The organism is Clostridium sp. CTA-17 (genome assembly GCF_054767895.1).
This window is the reverse complement of the sequence record NZ_BAAABF010000002.1, coordinates 379,669-398,633: the sequence shown is the minus strand read 5'-3', so window position 1 is coordinate 398,633 and position 18,965 is coordinate 379,669. Positions and strand designations below refer to the sequence as shown.

At 27.7% G+C, this 18,965-nt stretch carries 19 protein-coding genes and 1 other annotated feature; of the genes, 5 read left to right on the top strand and 14 right to left on the bottom strand.

Annotated features, from left to right (window positions below):
• Window positions 1–12: 12 nt before the first annotated feature.
• From ACYUCG_RS06180 to ACYUCG_RS06165, 4 genes are all read right to left on the bottom strand, one after another.
• Entirely contained in the window at window positions 13–1,602 is a 1,590-nt protein-coding gene (locus ACYUCG_RS06180; RefSeq protein WP_283677701.1) for a VanW family protein, read from the bottom strand.
• A 161-nt stretch (window positions 1,603–1,763) separates the two neighbouring features.
• A complete protein-coding gene (locus tag ACYUCG_RS06175) occupies window positions 1,764–2,729 on the bottom strand; it encodes a glycoside hydrolase family 25 protein (protein WP_460268304.1) in 966 nt (321 codons plus the stop codon).
• A 73-nt stretch (window positions 2,730–2,802) separates the two neighbouring features.
• Window positions 2,803–3,708: a D-alanine--D-alanine ligase gene (locus tag ACYUCG_RS06170; RefSeq protein WP_240298320.1), complete on the bottom strand. Its 906-nt coding sequence runs from the start codon at window positions 3,706–3,708 to the stop codon at window positions 2,803–2,805.
• Between the two features lie 119 nt (window positions 3,709–3,827).
• Window positions 3,828–6,293: a sensor histidine kinase gene (locus ACYUCG_RS06165; protein ID WP_460268303.1), complete on the bottom strand. Its 2,466-nt coding sequence runs from the start codon at window positions 6,291–6,293 to the stop codon at window positions 3,828–3,830.
• Between the two features lie 99 nt (window positions 6,294–6,392).
• Here ACYUCG_RS06165 and ACYUCG_RS06160 point away from each other — a divergent pair, with 99 nt between their 5' ends.
• Entirely contained in the window at window positions 6,393–7,256 is an 864-nt protein-coding gene (locus ACYUCG_RS06160; protein ID WP_240298322.1) for a DMT family transporter, read from the top strand.
• Between the two features lie 28 nt (window positions 7,257–7,284).
• Here ACYUCG_RS06160 and nth read toward each other — a convergent pair whose 3' ends face one another.
• From nth to ACYUCG_RS06130, 6 genes are all read right to left on the bottom strand, one after another.
• Window positions 7,285–7,914, bottom strand: coding sequence for an endonuclease III (nth, locus tag ACYUCG_RS06155; protein WP_060796345.1), 630 nt, complete (start codon window positions 7,912–7,914; stop codon window positions 7,285–7,287).
• A gap of 11 nt (window positions 7,915–7,925) precedes the next feature.
• The gene (locus ACYUCG_RS06150; protein WP_060796346.1) at window positions 7,926–8,630 is read right to left on the bottom strand and encodes a lysophospholipid acyltransferase family protein; all 705 of its coding nucleotides are present in this window, start codon (window positions 8,628–8,630) and stop codon (window positions 7,926–7,928) included.
• Window positions 8,631–8,667: 37 nt separating this feature from the next.
• Window positions 8,668–9,660 carry a tRNA epoxyqueuosine(34) reductase QueG gene (queG, locus tag ACYUCG_RS06145; protein ID WP_460268302.1) on the bottom strand — a complete coding sequence of 331 codons (993 nt, stop codon included), beginning with the start codon at window positions 9,658–9,660 and terminating at the stop codon, window positions 8,668–8,670.
• Between the two features lie 145 nt (window positions 9,661–9,805).
• The gene (gene epsC / locus ACYUCG_RS06140) at window positions 9,806–10,315 is read right to left on the bottom strand and encodes a serine O-acetyltransferase EpsC (protein ID WP_081092184.1); all 510 of its coding nucleotides are present in this window, start codon (window positions 10,313–10,315) and stop codon (window positions 9,806–9,808) included.
• An 18-nt stretch (window positions 10,316–10,333) separates the two neighbouring features.
• Entirely contained in the window at window positions 10,334–11,236 is a 903-nt protein-coding gene (gene cysK, locus ACYUCG_RS06135; protein ID WP_060796348.1) for a cysteine synthase A, read from the bottom strand.
• 43 nt (window positions 11,237–11,279) lie between these two features.
• Window positions 11,280–11,516, bottom strand: a binding site (T-box leader).
• 58 nt (window positions 11,517–11,574) lie between these two features.
• Window positions 11,575–12,846, bottom strand: a complete 1,272-nt coding sequence (locus ACYUCG_RS06130) for a magnesium transporter (RefSeq protein ID WP_060796349.1) — start codon at window positions 12,844–12,846, stop codon at window positions 11,575–11,577.
• 341 nt (window positions 12,847–13,187) lie between these two features.
• Between ACYUCG_RS06130 and ACYUCG_RS06125 the strand changes: the two genes are divergently transcribed.
• Genes ACYUCG_RS06125 through ACYUCG_RS06115 form a run of 3 tightly spaced genes read left to right on the top strand, consistent with a single transcriptional unit; the run spans window position 13,188 to window position 15,335 of the window.
• Window positions 13,188–13,976, top strand: coding sequence for an amino acid ABC transporter substrate-binding protein (locus tag ACYUCG_RS06125; RefSeq protein ID WP_460268301.1), 789 nt, complete (start codon window positions 13,188–13,190; stop codon window positions 13,974–13,976).
• 13 nt (window positions 13,977–13,989) lie between these two features.
• Window positions 13,990–14,631, top strand: coding sequence for an amino acid ABC transporter permease (locus ACYUCG_RS06120; protein WP_460268300.1), 642 nt, complete (start codon window positions 13,990–13,992; stop codon window positions 14,629–14,631).
• Between the two features lie 11 nt (window positions 14,632–14,642).
• Window positions 14,643–15,335 carry an amino acid ABC transporter ATP-binding protein gene (locus ACYUCG_RS06115; protein ID WP_460268299.1) on the top strand — a complete coding sequence of 231 codons (693 nt, stop codon included), beginning with the start codon at window positions 14,643–14,645 and terminating at the stop codon, window positions 15,333–15,335.
• 169 nt (window positions 15,336–15,504) lie between these two features.
• On the opposite strand, the gene ACYUCG_RS06110 is transcribed toward ACYUCG_RS06115, so the two are convergent.
• A complete protein-coding gene (locus ACYUCG_RS06110; RefSeq protein WP_415319276.1) occupies window positions 15,505–16,185 on the bottom strand; it encodes a hypothetical protein in 681 nt (226 codons plus the stop codon).
• 72 nt (window positions 16,186–16,257) lie between these two features.
• Window positions 16,258–17,139, bottom strand: a complete 882-nt coding sequence (locus ACYUCG_RS06105; RefSeq protein ID WP_139933430.1) for a YegS/Rv2252/BmrU family lipid kinase — start codon at window positions 17,137–17,139, stop codon at window positions 16,258–16,260.
• A gap of 314 nt (window positions 17,140–17,453) precedes the next feature.
• Between ACYUCG_RS06105 and pssA the strand changes: the two genes are divergently transcribed.
• Window positions 17,454–17,975, top strand: a complete 522-nt coding sequence (gene pssA, locus ACYUCG_RS06100) for a CDP-diacylglycerol--serine O-phosphatidyltransferase (RefSeq protein WP_060794305.1) — start codon at window positions 17,454–17,456, stop codon at window positions 17,973–17,975.
• 45 nt (window positions 17,976–18,020) lie between these two features.
• Here pssA and ACYUCG_RS06095 read toward each other — a convergent pair whose 3' ends face one another.
• Both ACYUCG_RS06095 and ACYUCG_RS06090 read right to left on the bottom strand, forming a co-directional pair.
• Entirely contained in the window at window positions 18,021–18,371 is a 351-nt protein-coding gene (locus ACYUCG_RS06095) for a hypothetical protein (protein ID WP_060794306.1), read from the bottom strand.
• Window positions 18,372–18,392: 21 nt separating this feature from the next.
• Window positions 18,393–18,929, bottom strand: a complete 537-nt coding sequence (locus ACYUCG_RS06090) for a rubrerythrin family protein (RefSeq protein WP_139933432.1) — start codon at window positions 18,927–18,929, stop codon at window positions 18,393–18,395.
• Between the last annotated feature and the right edge of the window lie 36 nt (window positions 18,930–18,965).

Genomic DNA, 18,965 nt, shown 5'->3' with positions numbered 1-18,965 from the left:
TTATTTTACTCCTTAATTTGTTCCTGTATTCCCTTGTGCTGCTGGTGCTTGTGGCGTAGCAGGTGTTTGTGGAGTTTCTTGTGTCTGAGGTGTAGCTGGTTGTTGAGCAGCCGGCTGTGATGCCTCTGGCTTTTGCGCCTCAGGCTGCGCTGCAGCTGGTTGTTGAGGTGCTGGTTGCGGAGCTGGCTGCTCTGGTTTTGGTTGCTCAGCCTTTTTTGTTCCGACTTTTATAATTTCATCCTTTTGTTTATATACATCATGTGCTATTAGTTTCTTATCTATTTCTTTTCCATTTTGATAAGTTACTAAATATCCTGTTGATTTATATCCCGTAACAGGTCTTTGTTCAACAACTTTTTCTCCTGCAGGCAAACTAGAATCTTCTACTGTTTTAACTGATGGTTTTAAAGTTTCATTAACTACAGTTTGTAATTCATAAGTTTTTCCATCCATACCTTGGACATTTCCATATATATTAAATGTTACATGTTTATTACTTGTATATCCTTGTATATATATTGGAAAATCATAAGTATTTTTAAATTGGTAATCTAAAGATCCCCATGAAACTGTAGCATCTTCACTTGGACCTGAATAAGTAGTTGTCATACTATGATTATGTCTCTCTGTTGGCATTATTCCAGCTCTTAAAACAGCTCTATATAATGTTGTAGAAACTTGACAGATTCCTCCACCAGTAACCATTACTACTTTATTTCCTACGTAAGCTGCTCCATCTCTATATCCCTTAGCTGTAGTTCTTTCTCCTAAAGTATTATTATAACTAAATGTATCCCCAGGCATTAAAATAGTTCCGTTAACTGTTTTAGCTGCAATTTCAACATTAGCACTTCTACTAGCATCTGAGCTTGTATAACTTGTTGTAAAACTTCCTATAACGCCATCTATTTTTGAAAGCATTTCTTTAGTTATTTTTGGTTTTGTAACTTCTACAGGTACTTCCACAACTGAATTACCCTCTGGATTTGCATTTATAGCTTCTTTTACTAAAGAAACCATTTTATCTTCTTCTATAGCTCGTCCATCTTCACCATCTATTACACTTATATTACCACCACTTATACTTATAGTAGCATTTTTAGCATTTTGATTTACCATTTCAGTAAGTTTTTTTTCATAATCTGTTAACTTAGATTCATCATATTTAAAATCTAAATTTAATTCCTTTTTATCTTTTCCCTTTATAAGGTTATTTTTCTCAAAAAGATTTAAATCTTTTCCATAATTCATGGCTTCGTCAACAGTTTCATTTATATTATATTCTGGTGATAAATCAGAAAATTTTATTTCAATACTTTTATCTGCCGCCTGAACTTTTATAGCTTTATGCTCTACAGGTTCTTTTACATCTTTCTCTAAAACCTCAATGGCTTTTTCTTTTGTCATTCCTGATAAATTTACATTTTCAACATATACGTTAGGATATATCTTATCATTCCATTGTTCAACTTTTTTCTGAATACTAACTATATACGCAACAATAGAACCTATTATAATTGCTAATATAATAACTATCGATATTATTATTTTCTTTTTGCTTTTAAGTAAGCCTATGCTTGATTTCTTCTTTTCTTCGTTCACAATTATTCTCCTCTCTAAACCTTCTAAAAAAACTATAATCTAAATATTACTAAAAATTATTACAATATAATAACATTTCTTATTATAACAAAATTTTTGTAACTTTTGGAGAAAAATTAAATAGAGCTAAAAAAATTTAACTCTATTTAACATAAAATAATCTATCCTAGGAATTCCCCATTATTATCTAAAATATATTCAGTTCTTTCTTTTGAAAAGTCTCCAGTAATATCAAATGCTTCTATTGATATTCTTATTGGCTTTCCTTTTGGAAGATAAAATCTACTTTTATCAATTACAATTTTAGTTGCTTTTCTTGGTAATGTTCCTGCATAATTATCATTTACAAAAACATTATATCCATTTAAATCATCCTCTTTATTAGCTGTCCAATTAACAAATATTTTATTACCAGATATATATGCATTTAATCCAGTAACTGCAGAAGGTGGCATTAGACTATCTATGCTATTAGGACCCCAGTTTAAATCTACTGGACTTCCAACTCCATCTAACTTTCCTTCATCAGTAAATTGCCATATAGTCCACCTTTTCCAGCCTCCAACATTTGGTGGAATCTTTGGATTAGAAGGAATTCTGGTGTACATAGCAATCCATAAAGGCATATCACTTAAAGGATATCCTTTCCCAGGAACTTTAAAATCATCATATAGACCTATAAAGAATAAGCCTGTATATAACATCAGTCTTCTTCTAGTTTTCTCCTCAAATCTATCTCTAAATCTATCAATCCAATTTACAAGTTCTGTAGTAGTCAAGGATCTATCTGTAGGAGCTTCAACATCTAATACTGGGAATAAGTCTCCATAATCCCCAGTTCCAAATCCCTGTTGTAAAACATCAATAAATTGATCTGCTTGAATAACAGCACTGCCTAAATCCTTAGAAGGTTTAGCAAAATGATATGCTCCACATGGAATTCCTAATCTTCTGCACTCTTTTGCAAACTCTAAAAACTTATTATCAATTCTTAATTTGCCTGTTCCAGAGCCAGAAGCTCTTAAATAAATAAAATCTGAATTTTGGGCTAATGTTTCAAAGTTAACATCTCTGCTAAATTCATTTAAATCTGGACCAAATGTACTTAATGGATTTTTATCTTGCATTAATACTCTCCCTGCAAATTAGTTCTTACTATATAAAATATAAGTTTATAGGGAAAGTTGTTACTAAATAAAATTATTCTCTATTAACCTTTAAAGATTTTTCTATTATTGTATCTAAAAGTTCTTCAAAACTCATATTTATTCCTGCAGCACTTTTAGGGAATAAACTATTCTTTGTCATACCAGGTAATGTATTTACTTCTAATACATATGGAACATTATCCTTTACTAACATGTCTACTCTAGCATATACATCACATTTTAATAACTTATAAGTTTCTAAAGCCATTTTTTCTACTTCTTTATGAAGATCTTCATTTAATTCAACTATAAATTCATCTGCTCCTCCATCTTCATACTTTGAAGCTATATCAAAGAATTTTCCCTTTGGTTTTATAGCTAAAACAGGTAACATTTTTCCATCAATTATAGGACAAGTTATCTCATCACCTTTAATATATTCTTCAATCATTACTTCTGTATCATATTTTAAGGCTTCTAATACAGCATCTTTAACTGATTCTTTAGATTCAACTAAAGTTGTTGCAACAGAGGATCCTCCATTATTAGGTTTTATGAATACTGGATAACCTAAATTTTCTATTTTTTCATAATCTATCTCATCTATTGATGAAACCATTAACCATCTCGCTGTTCTAACATTTCCAAAGGCTAAAATTCTCTTTGTCATGTCCTTATCCATACATATAGCACTACTTAATGGACCACATCCTGAAAATGGTATTCCTAAAGTTTTAAGAACAGATTGAACAGTTCCATCTTCACCAAACTTTCCATGTAAAGCTAAAAGAGCAAAATCAATTCCTTTAACCTTCTCTATTAAATCTTCTTTTTCATTTAAAACTATAGGAATAGCTTCATATTTATCTTTATCTAAGGCATTAACTACGGAATTTCCACTTTGTATTGATATCTCTCTTTCTGAAGAAATGCCTCCCATTATTACTCCAACTTTCATATATTTACCTCCAAATAGAAATAATTAAGGACTTGTCTTTTTTAAACAAGCCCTTAATATTATATCACTATCTTTTTAAAATAGAAAGTTTATGAAATTATTTCAACTTATTAAATCTTCTAATATATCTCATAAATATCAGCAAACTCTATTGATATTTTTTCAACCTCTGTTTTATAATCTAAACTTCCATTTTCCTCTATATCATTTTCTAATTTTACATTAGGTAATAATATTGAAAATTCACTACCTGATTCATTGCTTTCACTTAAGAAAACTTTTCCTTCATGTAATTCCACTAAAGATTTCACTAAAGATAATCCTATTCCACTTCCTTCTTTATTTCTATTTAAGGATTTATCATTTTGTATAAACCTTTCAAAAATAAATTCTTTCATGTGTGATGGAATTCCTATCCCTGTATCTTTAACTCTTATGTCTACCCATGTCTCATCTGTAAAAATACTAACTTCTATTCTTCCACCTGGCTCTGTAAATTTTATAGCATTAGATAATAAATTTAAAATTATTCTCTCAATTTTATCTGGATCACACTTTATCTCTAATTCTTCACAGTCAGTATCAAAGATTATATCTATATTCTTAGATTCCACATAAGGAATTACAGACATAGTTATATCTTCTGTAAGTTTTATTATGTCATAATTAATAAAGTCCATTTTAATAAAACCAGAGTCTATTTTTGTTATATCTATAAGGTTATTTACAAGTCTTAACATTCTAAAACAATTCTGTTTTAAAGTTTTTTCATATTTATCGTATAAACTAGCAAAACCTGCTTCAAATTTTTTACTATTGTTTAGAAGCTGTATACATGAATATATTATATTAATAGGTGTTCTAAGCTCATGAGATAAATTTGCAAAAAATTCGCTTCTAACCTTATCATACTGCTTTATTTCTTCAAATTTATTTTTTAATATTTCTATTTCTTTTACATCTTCTATATTTCTAGCAACTCTTACCCATCCTAAGGTATTGCTCTTGCTATCCTTAATTCTACTAGAAATAGATTCTAATTCAACCAATCCTCTTTTGGATCTTACCTTATCTATTGTTAAAACTTTATCCTCGTTAAAATATTTACTATCTATCATCTTTAAATTAGATTCAACCAATAATTTATCATAGTAAATTTTCCCCAACAATTCTTCTTCAGAATACCCTAAAACATCTATGACAGCTTTATTTACATAGCTTATTTTGCCTTCAACATCAATTGTAAATATTAAATCTTTTATATTTTCAGTAACTCCTCTTAACCTTTGCTCATCTAATTTTAAATTTTTCTCCATTCTGTATTCTTCTGTTATATCGTTAATTCTTAGTACATAATAAAGATGTTTTTCCTTTTTTATCTTTTGAAGATTAACCTTTATAACTTCATTTTCTCCATTTAACTTTATTATTCCTTTCCATTCCTGTGAATGTCTAAGTACACTTTCTATACTAATTATATTTTTGTCATATAAAAATTCTTTAATTTGTTTTTCTAAATCAATATAAGTTTTATTTTCTATATTTTTAGGTGAAATTCTCTTACGTCTACACTTTTCATTTGCATATATAACCTTCAAATTATTCCTCAATAATATTACTTCACTATTACAATCAAATTCTATTAAGTTAAAAAATGCACTTAACTCCTCTTGCATAAAGTTTTTGTTTTTTATAACTTTAAGTGAGTCAAAAAACATACCAAATACAAAACTCATAAATGATATAAAATTAAAAAATACAATATTTATTTTTATAATGTCACTAGTAGTTATAACTAAAGAAATACCATAAACTAATTTTAATAACATAAGCGAAGCACTTATCATTATTACTAAATAAGTTATTTCTCTAAATTGAAAAATCTTAACTAAACAAGCTATAATACAGGAGATATATGTTATAGATATTAAAACTACAGTTAAATTATATATAAAGTTATACCTATATACGCCTATATTATGATTAATATTTAATATTTGTAATATAATTGTTACTAATATTACAAATGTTAAAGTTAATTTTTGATGTTTTCTTATAAAAACATCAAAGTTTCTAAAACATAAAACAGCTAAAAGTAATAATACTCCCCTAAATAGTAAACTAAATAAATTCAAGTCATAAACTTGATTTTCAACTAATTTTCCTGTTAAGACTATAAAAACCATTTCAGTAAAAATACTTACATAAACAAGTGATATACCAAAGAACTCTTTTCTTTTAAGCCCTCTATAATATATAAAACATATAGATAATATCATAAGACAGAGGATTATCTGAGTCATTACTATTATTTCTTCGGCAGCATAAATCACACTTACATCCTTAAATAAATTCCTATTTAAGGCACAAATAATATTTAAACCTTTTATAAAAAATAAACTAAGTAATATTACTGTAACTATTGCTATTCTTTTTAATGTTTTCTCTTTAATACCTAAATTGTTAAAAAGTCCAATTAACATATATAAATTTTCCCCATTCTTATTTAGCATAGTACTTCCATTATATATTAAATAAATATTTAAAATAAGTAAAAATACTTCTTTTTTCAAAAATTTATTCATTTCTTCATAATATTACTATATATTATTAATATTGACCTATTTATTTTTAACATCTAAAATGTTATTATAAAAAATTCAAAAATTTAATAGGAGGATTAAATGAATAATAAAACAAAAGGTATAGTTTTAATAACCATATCAGCACTTAGTTTTGCTCTTATGAGTACATTTGTAAAATTATCCGGTGATTTACCATCAATAGAAAAAAGTTTTTTTAGAAACTTAGTTAGTTGTTTCGTGGCATTTTATTTAGTAAAAAAAGATAATGCCTTACTTTTTGGACACAAGGAGAATAGACTTGCTCTTATAGGGCGTTCTGCTTTAGGAACCTTAGGAATTTGGGCTAATTACTATGCAATTGATAGATTAATATTATCAGATGCTACTATTCTTAATAAATTAAGTCCATTTTTTGTTATTATATTTTCTTATTTATTCCTGAAAGAAAAATTAAAACCAATTCATATAATATGTCTTTTAGCTGCATTCTCTGGAGTTTTATTTATAGTTAGACCTTCTGGAAATTTAGCAAGTAACTTTATTCCTGCTATAATTGGACTTTGTTCAGCAGCCTTTGCTGGAGGCGCATATACATTTGTTAGATACTTAGGTGGTAAAGAAAAAGGAGCTACTATTGTTTTCTTCTTTTCTTTCTTCTCAATAGTAACTACTTTTCCTATTATGTTATTTCAATTTGAAACCTTTAGCTTAGAACAATTTGTATTTTTAATTCTTGCAGGTGTGGCAGCTTCTTGTGCTCAATTTGCATTAACAGCGGCTTATAGATATGCTCCAGCAAGAGATATTTCAATTTATGACTATACTCAAGTTATTTTCACTGCCTTAATAGGCTTTGTATTATTTGGAGATATACCAGATAAAATCTCCTTAATAGGATATGCCTTAATTCTATTAGCTTCTTTTTCTATATTTTTATATAACAAAAAGGAAGCTAATAAGTAAAAAAAGCTACACTATTTTGTGTAGCTTTTTATCTATTATTTTTAAAATAATCACAATATCTATTTATCTTACATATATCACATTTAGGCTTTCTAGCTATACAACATCTTCTCCCGTGAAAAATTAAAAGATGATGAGCTAAAGACCATTCTTTTTTAGGTAATTCTTTTTGAAGTTGTTTTTCAGTTTCAAGTACATTATCTGAATGTGCTAACCCAATTCTATTTGAAACTCTAAATACATGAGTATCTACTGCAATAGATGGAACTCCAAAAGCATTTGATAAAACCACATTAGCAGTTTTTCTTCCGGCTCCAGCTAAGGAAGTTATTCCTTCCATAGTTTTAGGAACTTCTCCACCAAAATTTTCTTTTAATTGATGAACCATCATAATTAAATTTTTAGCTTTATTTCTATAAAGTCCTATTTGCTTTATTCTATCCTCTAGTTCCTCTTGACTTATAGTTAAAAAGGCATCTACATCTGGATAGTCTTTAAAAAGCCCTTTAGTAACCTCATTAACCTTTTTATCCGTAGTCTGTGCTGATAAAATAGTGGCAACTAAAAGTTGAAAGGGAGTTTCATAATTTAACTCACATTTAGCATCTGGATACTCTTCTTTTAATATTTCTAATACCTCTTTAGTTCTCTTTTTCATAGTATATCCCCCTAATCCTTATATACCCCTCTATAATCTTCTGGTAAAAGATTGGCTATATTTTTCATAAGGTAATTTAAAGACCTTTCTTCATACTCATGCTTTCCTTCATCTTTTTCTTTTTTTGGAAGTTCTATAGGAGTTCCAAACTTTATGTTAACCTTTGAATGATGAAACTTTTCTGCTCCCATATTTTCATCATTTATTGGCATAAGCTTTTCAGTTCCAGTCATTCCAAAAGGTACTATTTTAGCCTTTGTTAATCTTGCTATAAGTATAATTCCCTTTTTAGCTTCTATCATTTTTGCATTTCTACTTCTTGTTCCTTCAGGGAAAATAACTATATTTTCTCCACCCTTAACAGCCTTAACTATTTTATTTAAGGATTCTCTATCTGCTGAATTAGGTTTTATTTTTATATTTTTAACTAATCTTGTACCTATGTTAGTTAAAGCCTCATCATTTAGCTTTACTCCAGCAATAAAATATGGATCATATTCCTTTTGTAAAACCTTATCTAGAACTAGCCCATCTGCATTACTTAAATGATTTCCTATAAATATAAATGGACCTTCTTCCTTTTTTATTTTATCAAGTCCCTCAACTTTCAAGTCAGCATATTTATTTAAACATCCACCGATTAAAGTTCCTGCTATTGGTCTAAAAATACTATCCGGTAATCTAACTAATATATTAGCTCCTATACGAGTAAACATAACTTTACCTCCTGTATCAAATTTTAACAATATATTATTATACATCATAAAAATTTAAAAGTCTATTTTTAAAATTTTTGAGACTTTCAGAATTTAATTGATAGTTTGATATATCTTCCTTATTAATTAAGACCTTTTTAATCATTATATTTCTTAAAATTGTATTTTTGCCTCTCCATCCACAAGAAGTCTTTTTAAAAGTTTCATTAAATTCTTTTTTGCTTATTTTATGAAAATCTTCAAAAGAATTCTTTTGCATAAAATCAAGTGGTTTAAAATCCTCTATATTTGTATAAGTTATTTCCTTATTATATGGACACTCTTTTTGACAGCTATCACATCCAAATATTCTTCCCTTCATAAGCTTTAAATATTTATCTTCTATATCTTTTTTTTGAGTTATATAAGACATACATGAATTAGTATTTTTCATTTTACTTCTATTTAAAACCTTAGTTGGGCAATTTTTATAGCATATTTCACAATCACCACATTCTTTGTAAGTTCTTAATTCTTCTAAAGTTCTTTCTTCTTCACACTGAATTTCTAAATCCGTAATTATTTCTCCTAAAAACACATAGGAACCATACTTCTTAGTAATTAACATATTGTTTTTTCCTATGAATCCTATATTTCCTAAGTATGCAATATATCTTTCAGGTAAGGAATTACTATCAACTAAAGAAATTGCCTTTCCCCCTAAAGACTCTATATATTCGCTTATCTTCTTAAGAAAATTAGAAACAACATAATGATAGTCCATTCCTCTAGTATAAACTGAAAATCCATTATCAACATAGTCTTCATCATATAAATAAGGAAAAGCAATTGTTATTATGGTCTTTCCTTCCTCCATGTACACATTAGGATTTACTCTTTTCTCTATATCCTGTTCCTCAAACTCATTTTCAAATCCTTTATCTTTTCTTATACTGTACACCTCTTCAAGTTCTGAAAATCTTCTACACTTTACAAATCCCACAGTGTCTAATCCTAAAGATTTACAAAACTCTAAAATCTTTTCCTTCAAAAATTATCACCTCAAACTAAAAAAGACTATATTAAATTTTTAGTTAGTAAATGTAAAAACATATGGTTTTAATTTTTCTCTAACTAATAAAATTTATATATAGTCTTATTATAAACCAAATAATAAAAATTGGCATATTTATAAATTAATTTTTAATAACTGCTGGAATTCCAACAGCGGTTTTTCCCTTTGGAACATCCTTTAATACTACAGAGTTTGCTCCTATTTTTGCTCCATCTCCTATACTTATAGGTCCTAAAATTTTAGCTCCACATCCAATAATAACATTATTTCCCACAGTTGGATGTCTTTTACCCTTGTCCTTTCCAGTTCCTCCAAGAGTAACTCCATGATATATAGTTACATTATCTCCTATTTCTGCAGTTTCCCCTATTACAACACCCATTCCATGATCTATAAAAAGTCCTTTTCCTATTTTTGCCCCTGGATGAATTTCTATACCTGTAAAAAATCTTCCTAACTGAGAAATTAATCGTGCTAGAAAAAATAATTTTATCTTATATAGTCCATGTGCTATTCTATAAAATATCAAAACATGTATGCTTTGATAAAGCAATAAAACCTCTAGTTTTGTTCTAGCCGCCGGATCATTTTTCATAACATTTTCTATATCATATTTTAAATTTCTGAACAAAATTTTCACTCCTACAAATTACTCATATAGCCCTGTTGAAAAATATTTTTCTCCTCCATCAGGTGCTATAACTAACACTTTTTTATCTTTTGCTATATTTTCTAAAATATCCTTTGCACCTTGAAGTGCCGCTCCAGAAGATATACCTACTAAAACACCTTCTTTATCAGCAAAGCTTTTTGCCATAGTGTATGCATCTTCATTTTTAACCTTTATTATTTCATCAACTACTGATGAATCATATATCTTTGGTACGAATCCAGCACCTATTCCTTGAATTTTATGAGGACCAGAATTTTCTCCTGATAATACGGCTGAATCACTAGGTTCTACAGCAACTATTTTTATATTAGGATTGTATTCCTTTAATTTTCTTCCTACTCCTGTAATAGTTCCACCTGTTCCTACTCCTGCAATAAATACATCTAAGTCTGGCAAATCTCTTATTATTTCTTCCGCAGTAGTTTCATAATGTTTTTTAGCATTAGCTTCATTTAAAAACTGCTGAGGCATGAAATATCCTTTTGTACTAGCTAATCTCTCAGCTTCTTCAATAGCTCCTTTCATTCCTTTGCTACCTTCAGTTAAAATTATCTCTGCTCCATAAGCTTTGATCATATCTCTTCTTTCTTTACTCATTGTTTCAGGCATAGTTATAATAACTTTATATCCCTTAATTTTACCAATCATAGCTATGGCAATTCCTGTATTTCCACTAGTTGGTTCTACTATAACTCCATTTTCTTTTAATAATCCATTTTTTTCAGCTTCTTCTATCATACCTAAAGCTGCTCTATCTTTTATACTTCCTCCTGGATTAAATTTTTCAAGCTTAACAAATACATTGTTCCCTTCAAATAAATTATTTGCTTTTAATATTGGTGTGTTTCCTATTAAACTTAAAAGACTGTTAAAAACCATATAAATTTCCTCCTTAAAAATATAATAAAAAGGCCTTACACTATTTAGAGACGAAGCTTTTTACTCCGTGGTTCCACTCTAATTAGGTAAAGACCTCACTTAATCAAGTACTATAAATACTCTATCACGTTAACGGGTGATACTCGAAAATTTCTACTGCTAACTTTTCGAAATTTCTGTTCAAAAGCGCACTTCTTATAAAGCTTTGGTGAAAGATTTCCAGCACCACTTTCTCTCTGTGACCTATCCTTATAATACTTTACTTTATCACAACATTTATCCGACTATTTTGATATGAATTATATACTTTATTATATTCTTTTATTAAAATTTGTCAACTAATCTGTGTACTTTTTCTTAAATTTTCTTTTTAAGTTATTAGGAATTAATTCATCAACTATATCATGAATAAGAACCATCCCCACTAATTTTTCTTCATAGTCCACAACAGGAATAGATATTAAATCATATTTTGTTGATTTTTCTATTGCATCCTCTATAGTACTATCTATATTAACACTTATGGAAGATGTGTGCATAATCTCCTTAAGTCTCTTATTTTCTTCATTCATTATTAAATCTCTTAAAGTTACAACTCCATTTAATCTATCTTCTTCATCAGTTATATAAACATAATACATAACTTCTTCATCTGCATCTAATTCTCTTAAAAGTTCTATTGTCTCTTTTACAGTAAGATCTAAATTAAAAGATATAAAATCCTTGTTCATTATACTACCTACGGATTCATCTGAATATCCCATAAGTTCTTTAACTTCTTCTGCGTCTTCATTTTCTAAGGCAATTAATACTTTTTCTCTTTCTTCCTCATCTAGTTCATCTATAATATCTGCTATTTCGTCATTTGGAATATTTTCAAAAAGCTCTGCAGTTTTAGAATGAGAAAGTCCCTTTATTATACTGCTCTGTACTTCTGGTTCTATTTCTTCTAAGGTATCTGCAGCTAAATCTTCATCTAAGCTATCGAAGACTTTTTTTCTGTTTATGGCATCAAGTTCTTCAAGTATATCTGCTAAATCAGCTGGATGTAATTTTTGAAGCTTTTTATATGGAATAGCTAACTTTAAGTTATCATTAATCATTTCTAAAGACTCAACATCTTCCCACATAATAACTTTTTCTTGAAACTTTTCTTTAAAAACTCTAGCTAATAATTTTCCTAGTCCCTCTAATCCATTGCGTCTAAACTTTACTATCTTTCCTGTTTCAACAGCTATTACTCTAAACTCACCTGCTATTTTTACTATTCTTAAATCATCAACCTTAACTACTTTCTTTCCATTTATATCTACTATCTTTCTATCTAATAAATTTTGAGATAAAAGATAACTATAATTTCTTGGTAATATCTCTCTACTACCTCTTATTTGTATTTTAAATTTTCCATTATCTCTTTGATAAAAATCTATATTTTTAAACTCATAATCAAATATGACTCCATCTCTCTTTACTTTATATCCTATAATTCTTGGATAACCATCCTCTGTAGTTACATAAACATCCTTTAAAACTCCTAGGACTTCATTGAATTCATCATATATCTTCTTATTGATTATGTTACTGTATAAAAACATTGTTAATTTGTTCATCCAGCTCTCCTCCTTTTTTAATTTTAAAAAAATTTTTAAAATTAAATTTGATTTTTAAGAAAAGGAGAAGTATATTATAAGTTTAATCTAATCTAGAAAATCACTTCCCTCTTTTCTTATAATATTTAATTTTAAATTGCACCTATCTTCTCGAGGGCTATCTTCCATTTAGTTTCACCACCTATAAATAAAAAATTACATAACTCTCTAATTTATTATATTATATAAACTCTAAAATGCAACGTTTTGTCAATATTTAAATAAAATTATTTTATTTTCTATTTGACTTCAATACTTCATCATGTTAAAGTATTAGTGTAATAAATCGAAAGGAGAAAGATATGAAAAAGTTATTATTTTTATTAATTAGTATAGTAATTCCCTCTATTCTTATATTTGGTTGTTCCTCAAAGAAATTAGAAACTAAAAAGGATAGTAATACAGTGATTATAGGAATAGATGACACTTTTGTTCCTATGGGTTTTAAAAATGAAAAAGGTGAAATAGTTGGTTTTGATGTTGATTTAGCAAAAGAAGCTTTTAAACGTATGAATTTAAAAGTTATATTCCAACCAATAGATTGGTCAATGAAAGAAACTGAACTTACTAATGGAAATATAGATTTAATTTGGAATGGATATACTATGACACCTGAAAGAGAAAAAAAAGTTGCATTTACAAATTCATACTTGAAAAATAGACAAGTTATAGTTACACTTTCTAACTCTAAGATAAATACTTTAAATGATTTAAAAGGAAAAACTGTAACTACTCAAGATGGTTCTAGCTCTCTTGACACTCTATTTGAAAGACCAAAACTAACTAAATCCTTTAAAAATGAAGAGCCTGTACTTTTTGATAGCTTTAATGATTGCTTTATGGATTTAGAAGCTGGAAGAAGTGACGCAGTTGTTTGTGATGAAATTCTTGCTCAATATTATATTTCAAAAAATGATCCTAGTAAATTTCATGTTCTTACTGAAGATTTAGGGAAAGAAAGTTATAGCATAGGACTTAGAAAAAATTCTAATTTAATGGAACCATTAAATAAAACTTTAGAAGATATGAAAGAGGATGGAACTATAGCTAAAATATCTAATAAATGGTTTGGAAAAGATTTAGAGCAATAAGGAGGTATTAACTTTGAATTATATTATTACTTTAATGCCATCAATAATAGAAGGCTTAAAAAATACATTAGGTGTTTTTATATTAACACTAATTCTATCTGTTCCTTTAGGAATAATAGTTGCAATACTTAGATTATCAAATATTAAAATAGTAAACTTTATATCATCTTTATATGTTTGGGTTATGCGTGGAACCCCTCTATTATTACAATTAATATTTATATTTTTCGGACTACCAATAATAGGGATTAGCATAGATAGATTCCCAGCAGCCATAATAGCTTTTACTTTAAATTATGCAGCTTATTTTGGCGAAATATTTAGATCTGGTATAAAAGATATTGATAGAGGACAATTTGAAGCAAGCAAAATTTTAGGTCTTTCAAAATGGTTTACCTTTAAAAAGATAATTCTTCCTCAATCATTTAAAAAGACTTTGCCTTCAATTGCCAATGAAGTTATCACTTTAGTTAAAGATACATCCTTAGTTTATGTAGTTGGCATAGGTGAGCTTTTAAGAGCTGGTAAAATTGCAAGTAACAGAGACGCTTCTCTTCTTCCATTATTTTTAATAGGCATAATATATCTACTATTAATAGCAGTTCTAACTAAAATATTTAATAGATTAGAGAAAAAATATTTATATTATAATTAGGAGGATTAAAAATGATAGAAATAAAAAACTTAGAGAAATCCTTTAAGGGTAATAAAATATTAGAAAACATCTCCTTCACTCTTAAGGAAGGAGAAATATTAACCTTACTCGGCCCCTCTGGAGCTGGTAAAACAACAATACTTAGAATTTTAAATGGACTTGAAACCTGTGACTTTGGAGATATAACCTTAGATTCTATAAAAATTTGCGAGAAGGGAATATATGCAGATTCCAAAGTACAAAAGGAAATTCACAAAAAAATAGGCTTAGTATTTCAAACATTCAACCTTTTTCCTCATATGAATATTTTAGAAAACTTAATTTTAGCTCCAATGCACACTCTAAATCTCTCTCTAGAAGAGGCTACTAAAAAAGCATTACAAACTCTTTCTAAACTTTCTTTAGAGGATAAAGCTAAATCTTACCCTTGTGAACTATCAGGTGGGCAAAAACAAAGAGTTGCCATTGCAAGAGCTTTAATGTTAAATCCTAAATATATATGTTTTGATGAGCCTACCTCCGCATTAGACCCATCCTTAACTAAGGATGTTTCTAATATTATAAAATCCTTATCTACTGAAAATATTGGAGTGTTAATAATAACTCATGATATGGAATTTGCCAAAGAAGTCTCTTCAAGAATTATAAAATTAGATTCTGGAAAAATATTAGAGGATATACCTTCAAAAGAGTTTTGGATTTAATCCACTTAACTTTTTAAATTTTATTTTTAGTCTACTATTACTTCAAAAAATAAGGGAATGTATCAAAATTACTTTAACAAAACTTATAAACAGTATAAAGAGAATTACTAGATTTTGAACTTTCACTTAAAATCTAGTAATTCTCAGAATATGTTTATAAGTTTTATTATTAACTCTTGATACAGTCCTTTATAGAAATTCTATTTTTCTTAAAAGTTAAAACTATATAAAAACCTAAAATACATAATATTAGCTCACTAATTATAGCACCATTTAAAAACTTAATTCCTAATAATTCCAAAGAGTTTTCTATTATTATAAAAGCTAAGGTTACTCCTAAAAATAGTATTCCTTTTTTATCAGAATGTTTTTCCTTTTTAAAAAGTATTAAAGAGCTTAATATAGCTATCAATAAAAGAATATATATGGATTTAAGTAAAATTTGTCTTTCCGTTGTAATTACATAACCATATTCCCAAGACATCTTAAAAAAAGGTTTAAAAATAGTTATAACTCCAATATAAAATCCTATTAATATTATAGGAGCAAATTTAAAAAACTGAAATTTCATCTTATCACTTCTAAGTAAAATATAAAATGCTACTAATGCCATTAAAGGAATATATATTATATCTAAGAAACCTACATATTTAAATAAACTTATATACCTTTGATCACTTACTAAAGCTAGTGCTATTAAGGATATAACTCTTATAATTTGTAATAAAAAAACTATACCTATTATATTTTTTATTTTTTTAGGTGAATACCTATAATTTTCTACTAAATTACTTATAGTAATAAAAATTATAAGAAACAATATTGTGTAATAAATAAATGTTTGATTCATAATTCCTCCTAATTTATTTCTCACCTATCTTGTTTACATATTAAATCTCATTACTATAAGTTATTATTTATATTACTTATTTATTCCTAAAACTTGTATTCCATCTTTAATACATTGAACTCTTAATGGGAAGTCTGGACCTCTTTCTCCATCTATATCTGTAACTATTTCCTCATTAGATTCTATAAGAAGCTCATCTGTTCTTATATACTCAATTCTAGAATCCTCTAAATGTTCTCCCTTTAATACCTTTATAAACATAGGTATTAATTCTGGAATATGACAAGCTTTAAATATAACTATATCTAAAAGTCCATCCTGAACCTTAGCCTTAGTTGCTAATTTAAAGTTTCCTGCTGTTTGACCGTTAAAAACAAGCATTAAATATATAGGCTCATTAAACACTTGACCATTAGCAGTGATTTTAACATCTAGCTTTCTAAAATTAGGTAATTCTTCTAATCCTTTTAAATAATATGCTAATTTACCTATTGTATTTTTTAAATTTGTATCTGTTTTTTGAGATACATCTGTAAATAATCCTGTAGATAATACATTTACAAAGTAATTATCATTTACCTTACCTAGGTCTACTCCAACGGCATAAGAATCTAATATTTGTTCAACACATGCTCCTGCATCTTGAGGCATACCTAAATGTTTTGCAAAGTCATTTGCTGTTCCTACAGGAATAATTCCTATTGGAATTTCTATTCCTCTTTTCTTCATAGCATTTACAACAGTGTCTATAGTTCCATCTCCACCTGCAATCAGTATATATTCATAAGTAGAATCTACTATATCTAGAGCATTTATTACATCTACTCCTCTTTGAATTCTATATGGAACTATAGTATATCCCTTATCTTGATGCATAGTTATTATCTTATCAAGTTCCTTTAAAATAGCATTCTCTCCCGAATATGGGTTATATATAAATCTTACTTTCTTCAATGTTTTACCCTCCACTTTTAATTACTTCCTATAAATAAATTAAATTGATATTTCTTTCAATTAATGGTATCATTTTTAATATATTATACAAACCCTGCAATATTATAAAATTATATCATTTGTTAATCCTATTGTCGATAATATGGTATAAGTAATTACATTTTGACTTATACTAAAAATTATGCAATAATATCTATGTTTTAACTATTTATTCACAATTAGTCCAAAATTATTTTGTTCTAAGATATATTTAATTTTTGGATATACATTAATATAATTTTATTATTGTTAATATTTTTATTAGGAGTGATTATATGAGAAAAAGTAGTATACCAAATATATTTACTTTTATAAACCTATCTTTTGGTATATTATCATTATTAGCAACCTTTAAATCAGACTATCTACTAGCTGCAATATTTATAATTATGGCTGGCTTAGTTGATAGATATGATGGAAGAGTTGCTCGTTATTTAAATGTTTCTAGTGATCTTGGTAAGGAACTAGATTCCTTAGCTGATTTAGTATCATTTGGTGTTGCACCATCAGTACTAACTTTTGTATTTTATAACTTTGAATCTTTAGGCCCTATGGGCATTATAGGTTATGCATTATTACTTTGCTTCCCTATTTGTGGAGCTTTCAGATTAGCTAGATACAATGCAACTGAATTTGACGGTGTATTTAGAGGAGTACCTATAACTATTGCTGGAGCTGTTGTTGCTTTATTTATTTTATTATCAATAAAGTTTACTTTAAATATTTTATTCCCAGTAGTAATTTTAGTTGTATTCTCTTACTTAATGGTTAGTAATTTACAATTAAAGAAATTTTAAAAAAAGCCTATTAAAGAATTTTCTTTAATAGGCTTTTTTTATTATTTATTCTTCTTCCTCTCTACTAGAGTTTTCAAAAAGCAAGTCTTGTTCAACTTCAGTTAAAATTACATCCTTTGAGGCTTTTTCCATTATAAATTTAGATTTAAGTTTTATATACTTAATATAAGCCTCTTCATTTTCCTTAATAACCTCTAAAATAGAATCTATTATTTTTCCCATTTCATCAACTCTATCTAAGGCATCATCTAAATCTCTCTTTCTAACTTTAGCTATAGTATTTAATTCCCCAGCAGCTCCAACTAAAAGTCTATAAGTATTAGCATAACTGCTTAAAACAGAACTTAAATCATTGACCTCTTTAAAATGTTTTCTAAAAATCTCAATTTGTCCCATTTAAAAGTCTCCTCTTTAATACTAACATTCATTCAAAAGTCTAAAGTATCCTTGAGGGAATCTACATAAAGGACAATTCATTGGAGCTTCTTTTCCTTCATGGATATATCCACAATTTGTACATACCCATTTCACAGGTTCTTTTGATGAATATAAACTTTTTGATTTAACCTTATCATAAAACTTCATATATCTTTCATTATGAGATTCCTCTACCTCTCTAAGCTCCTTAAAAAAGTCTGCTATTTCCTCATAGCCTTCACTACGTGCTGTTTTTTCAAACTCTTTATATATTTCTTTAAATTCATCACTTTCCCCCATCGCTGCTACCATAAGGTTATCTGCTATGTCTCCTACATTACCTAAAAATCTTCTAAAAACTTCTCTAGCATGAGCATATTCATTCTTAGCAGTTTCATCAAAGATATCTGCTATCCAATGTTGTTCTTCCTCTCTTGCCTCTTCAGCAAACAAATTATATTTTGTTCTAGCACGACATTCTCCTGCAAAGGTCTTGTAAAGATTTTTTTCAGTCTGAGATCCTTTTAAACTTTTCATATTAACTCCATATTTTATATTATTTATATTATATAA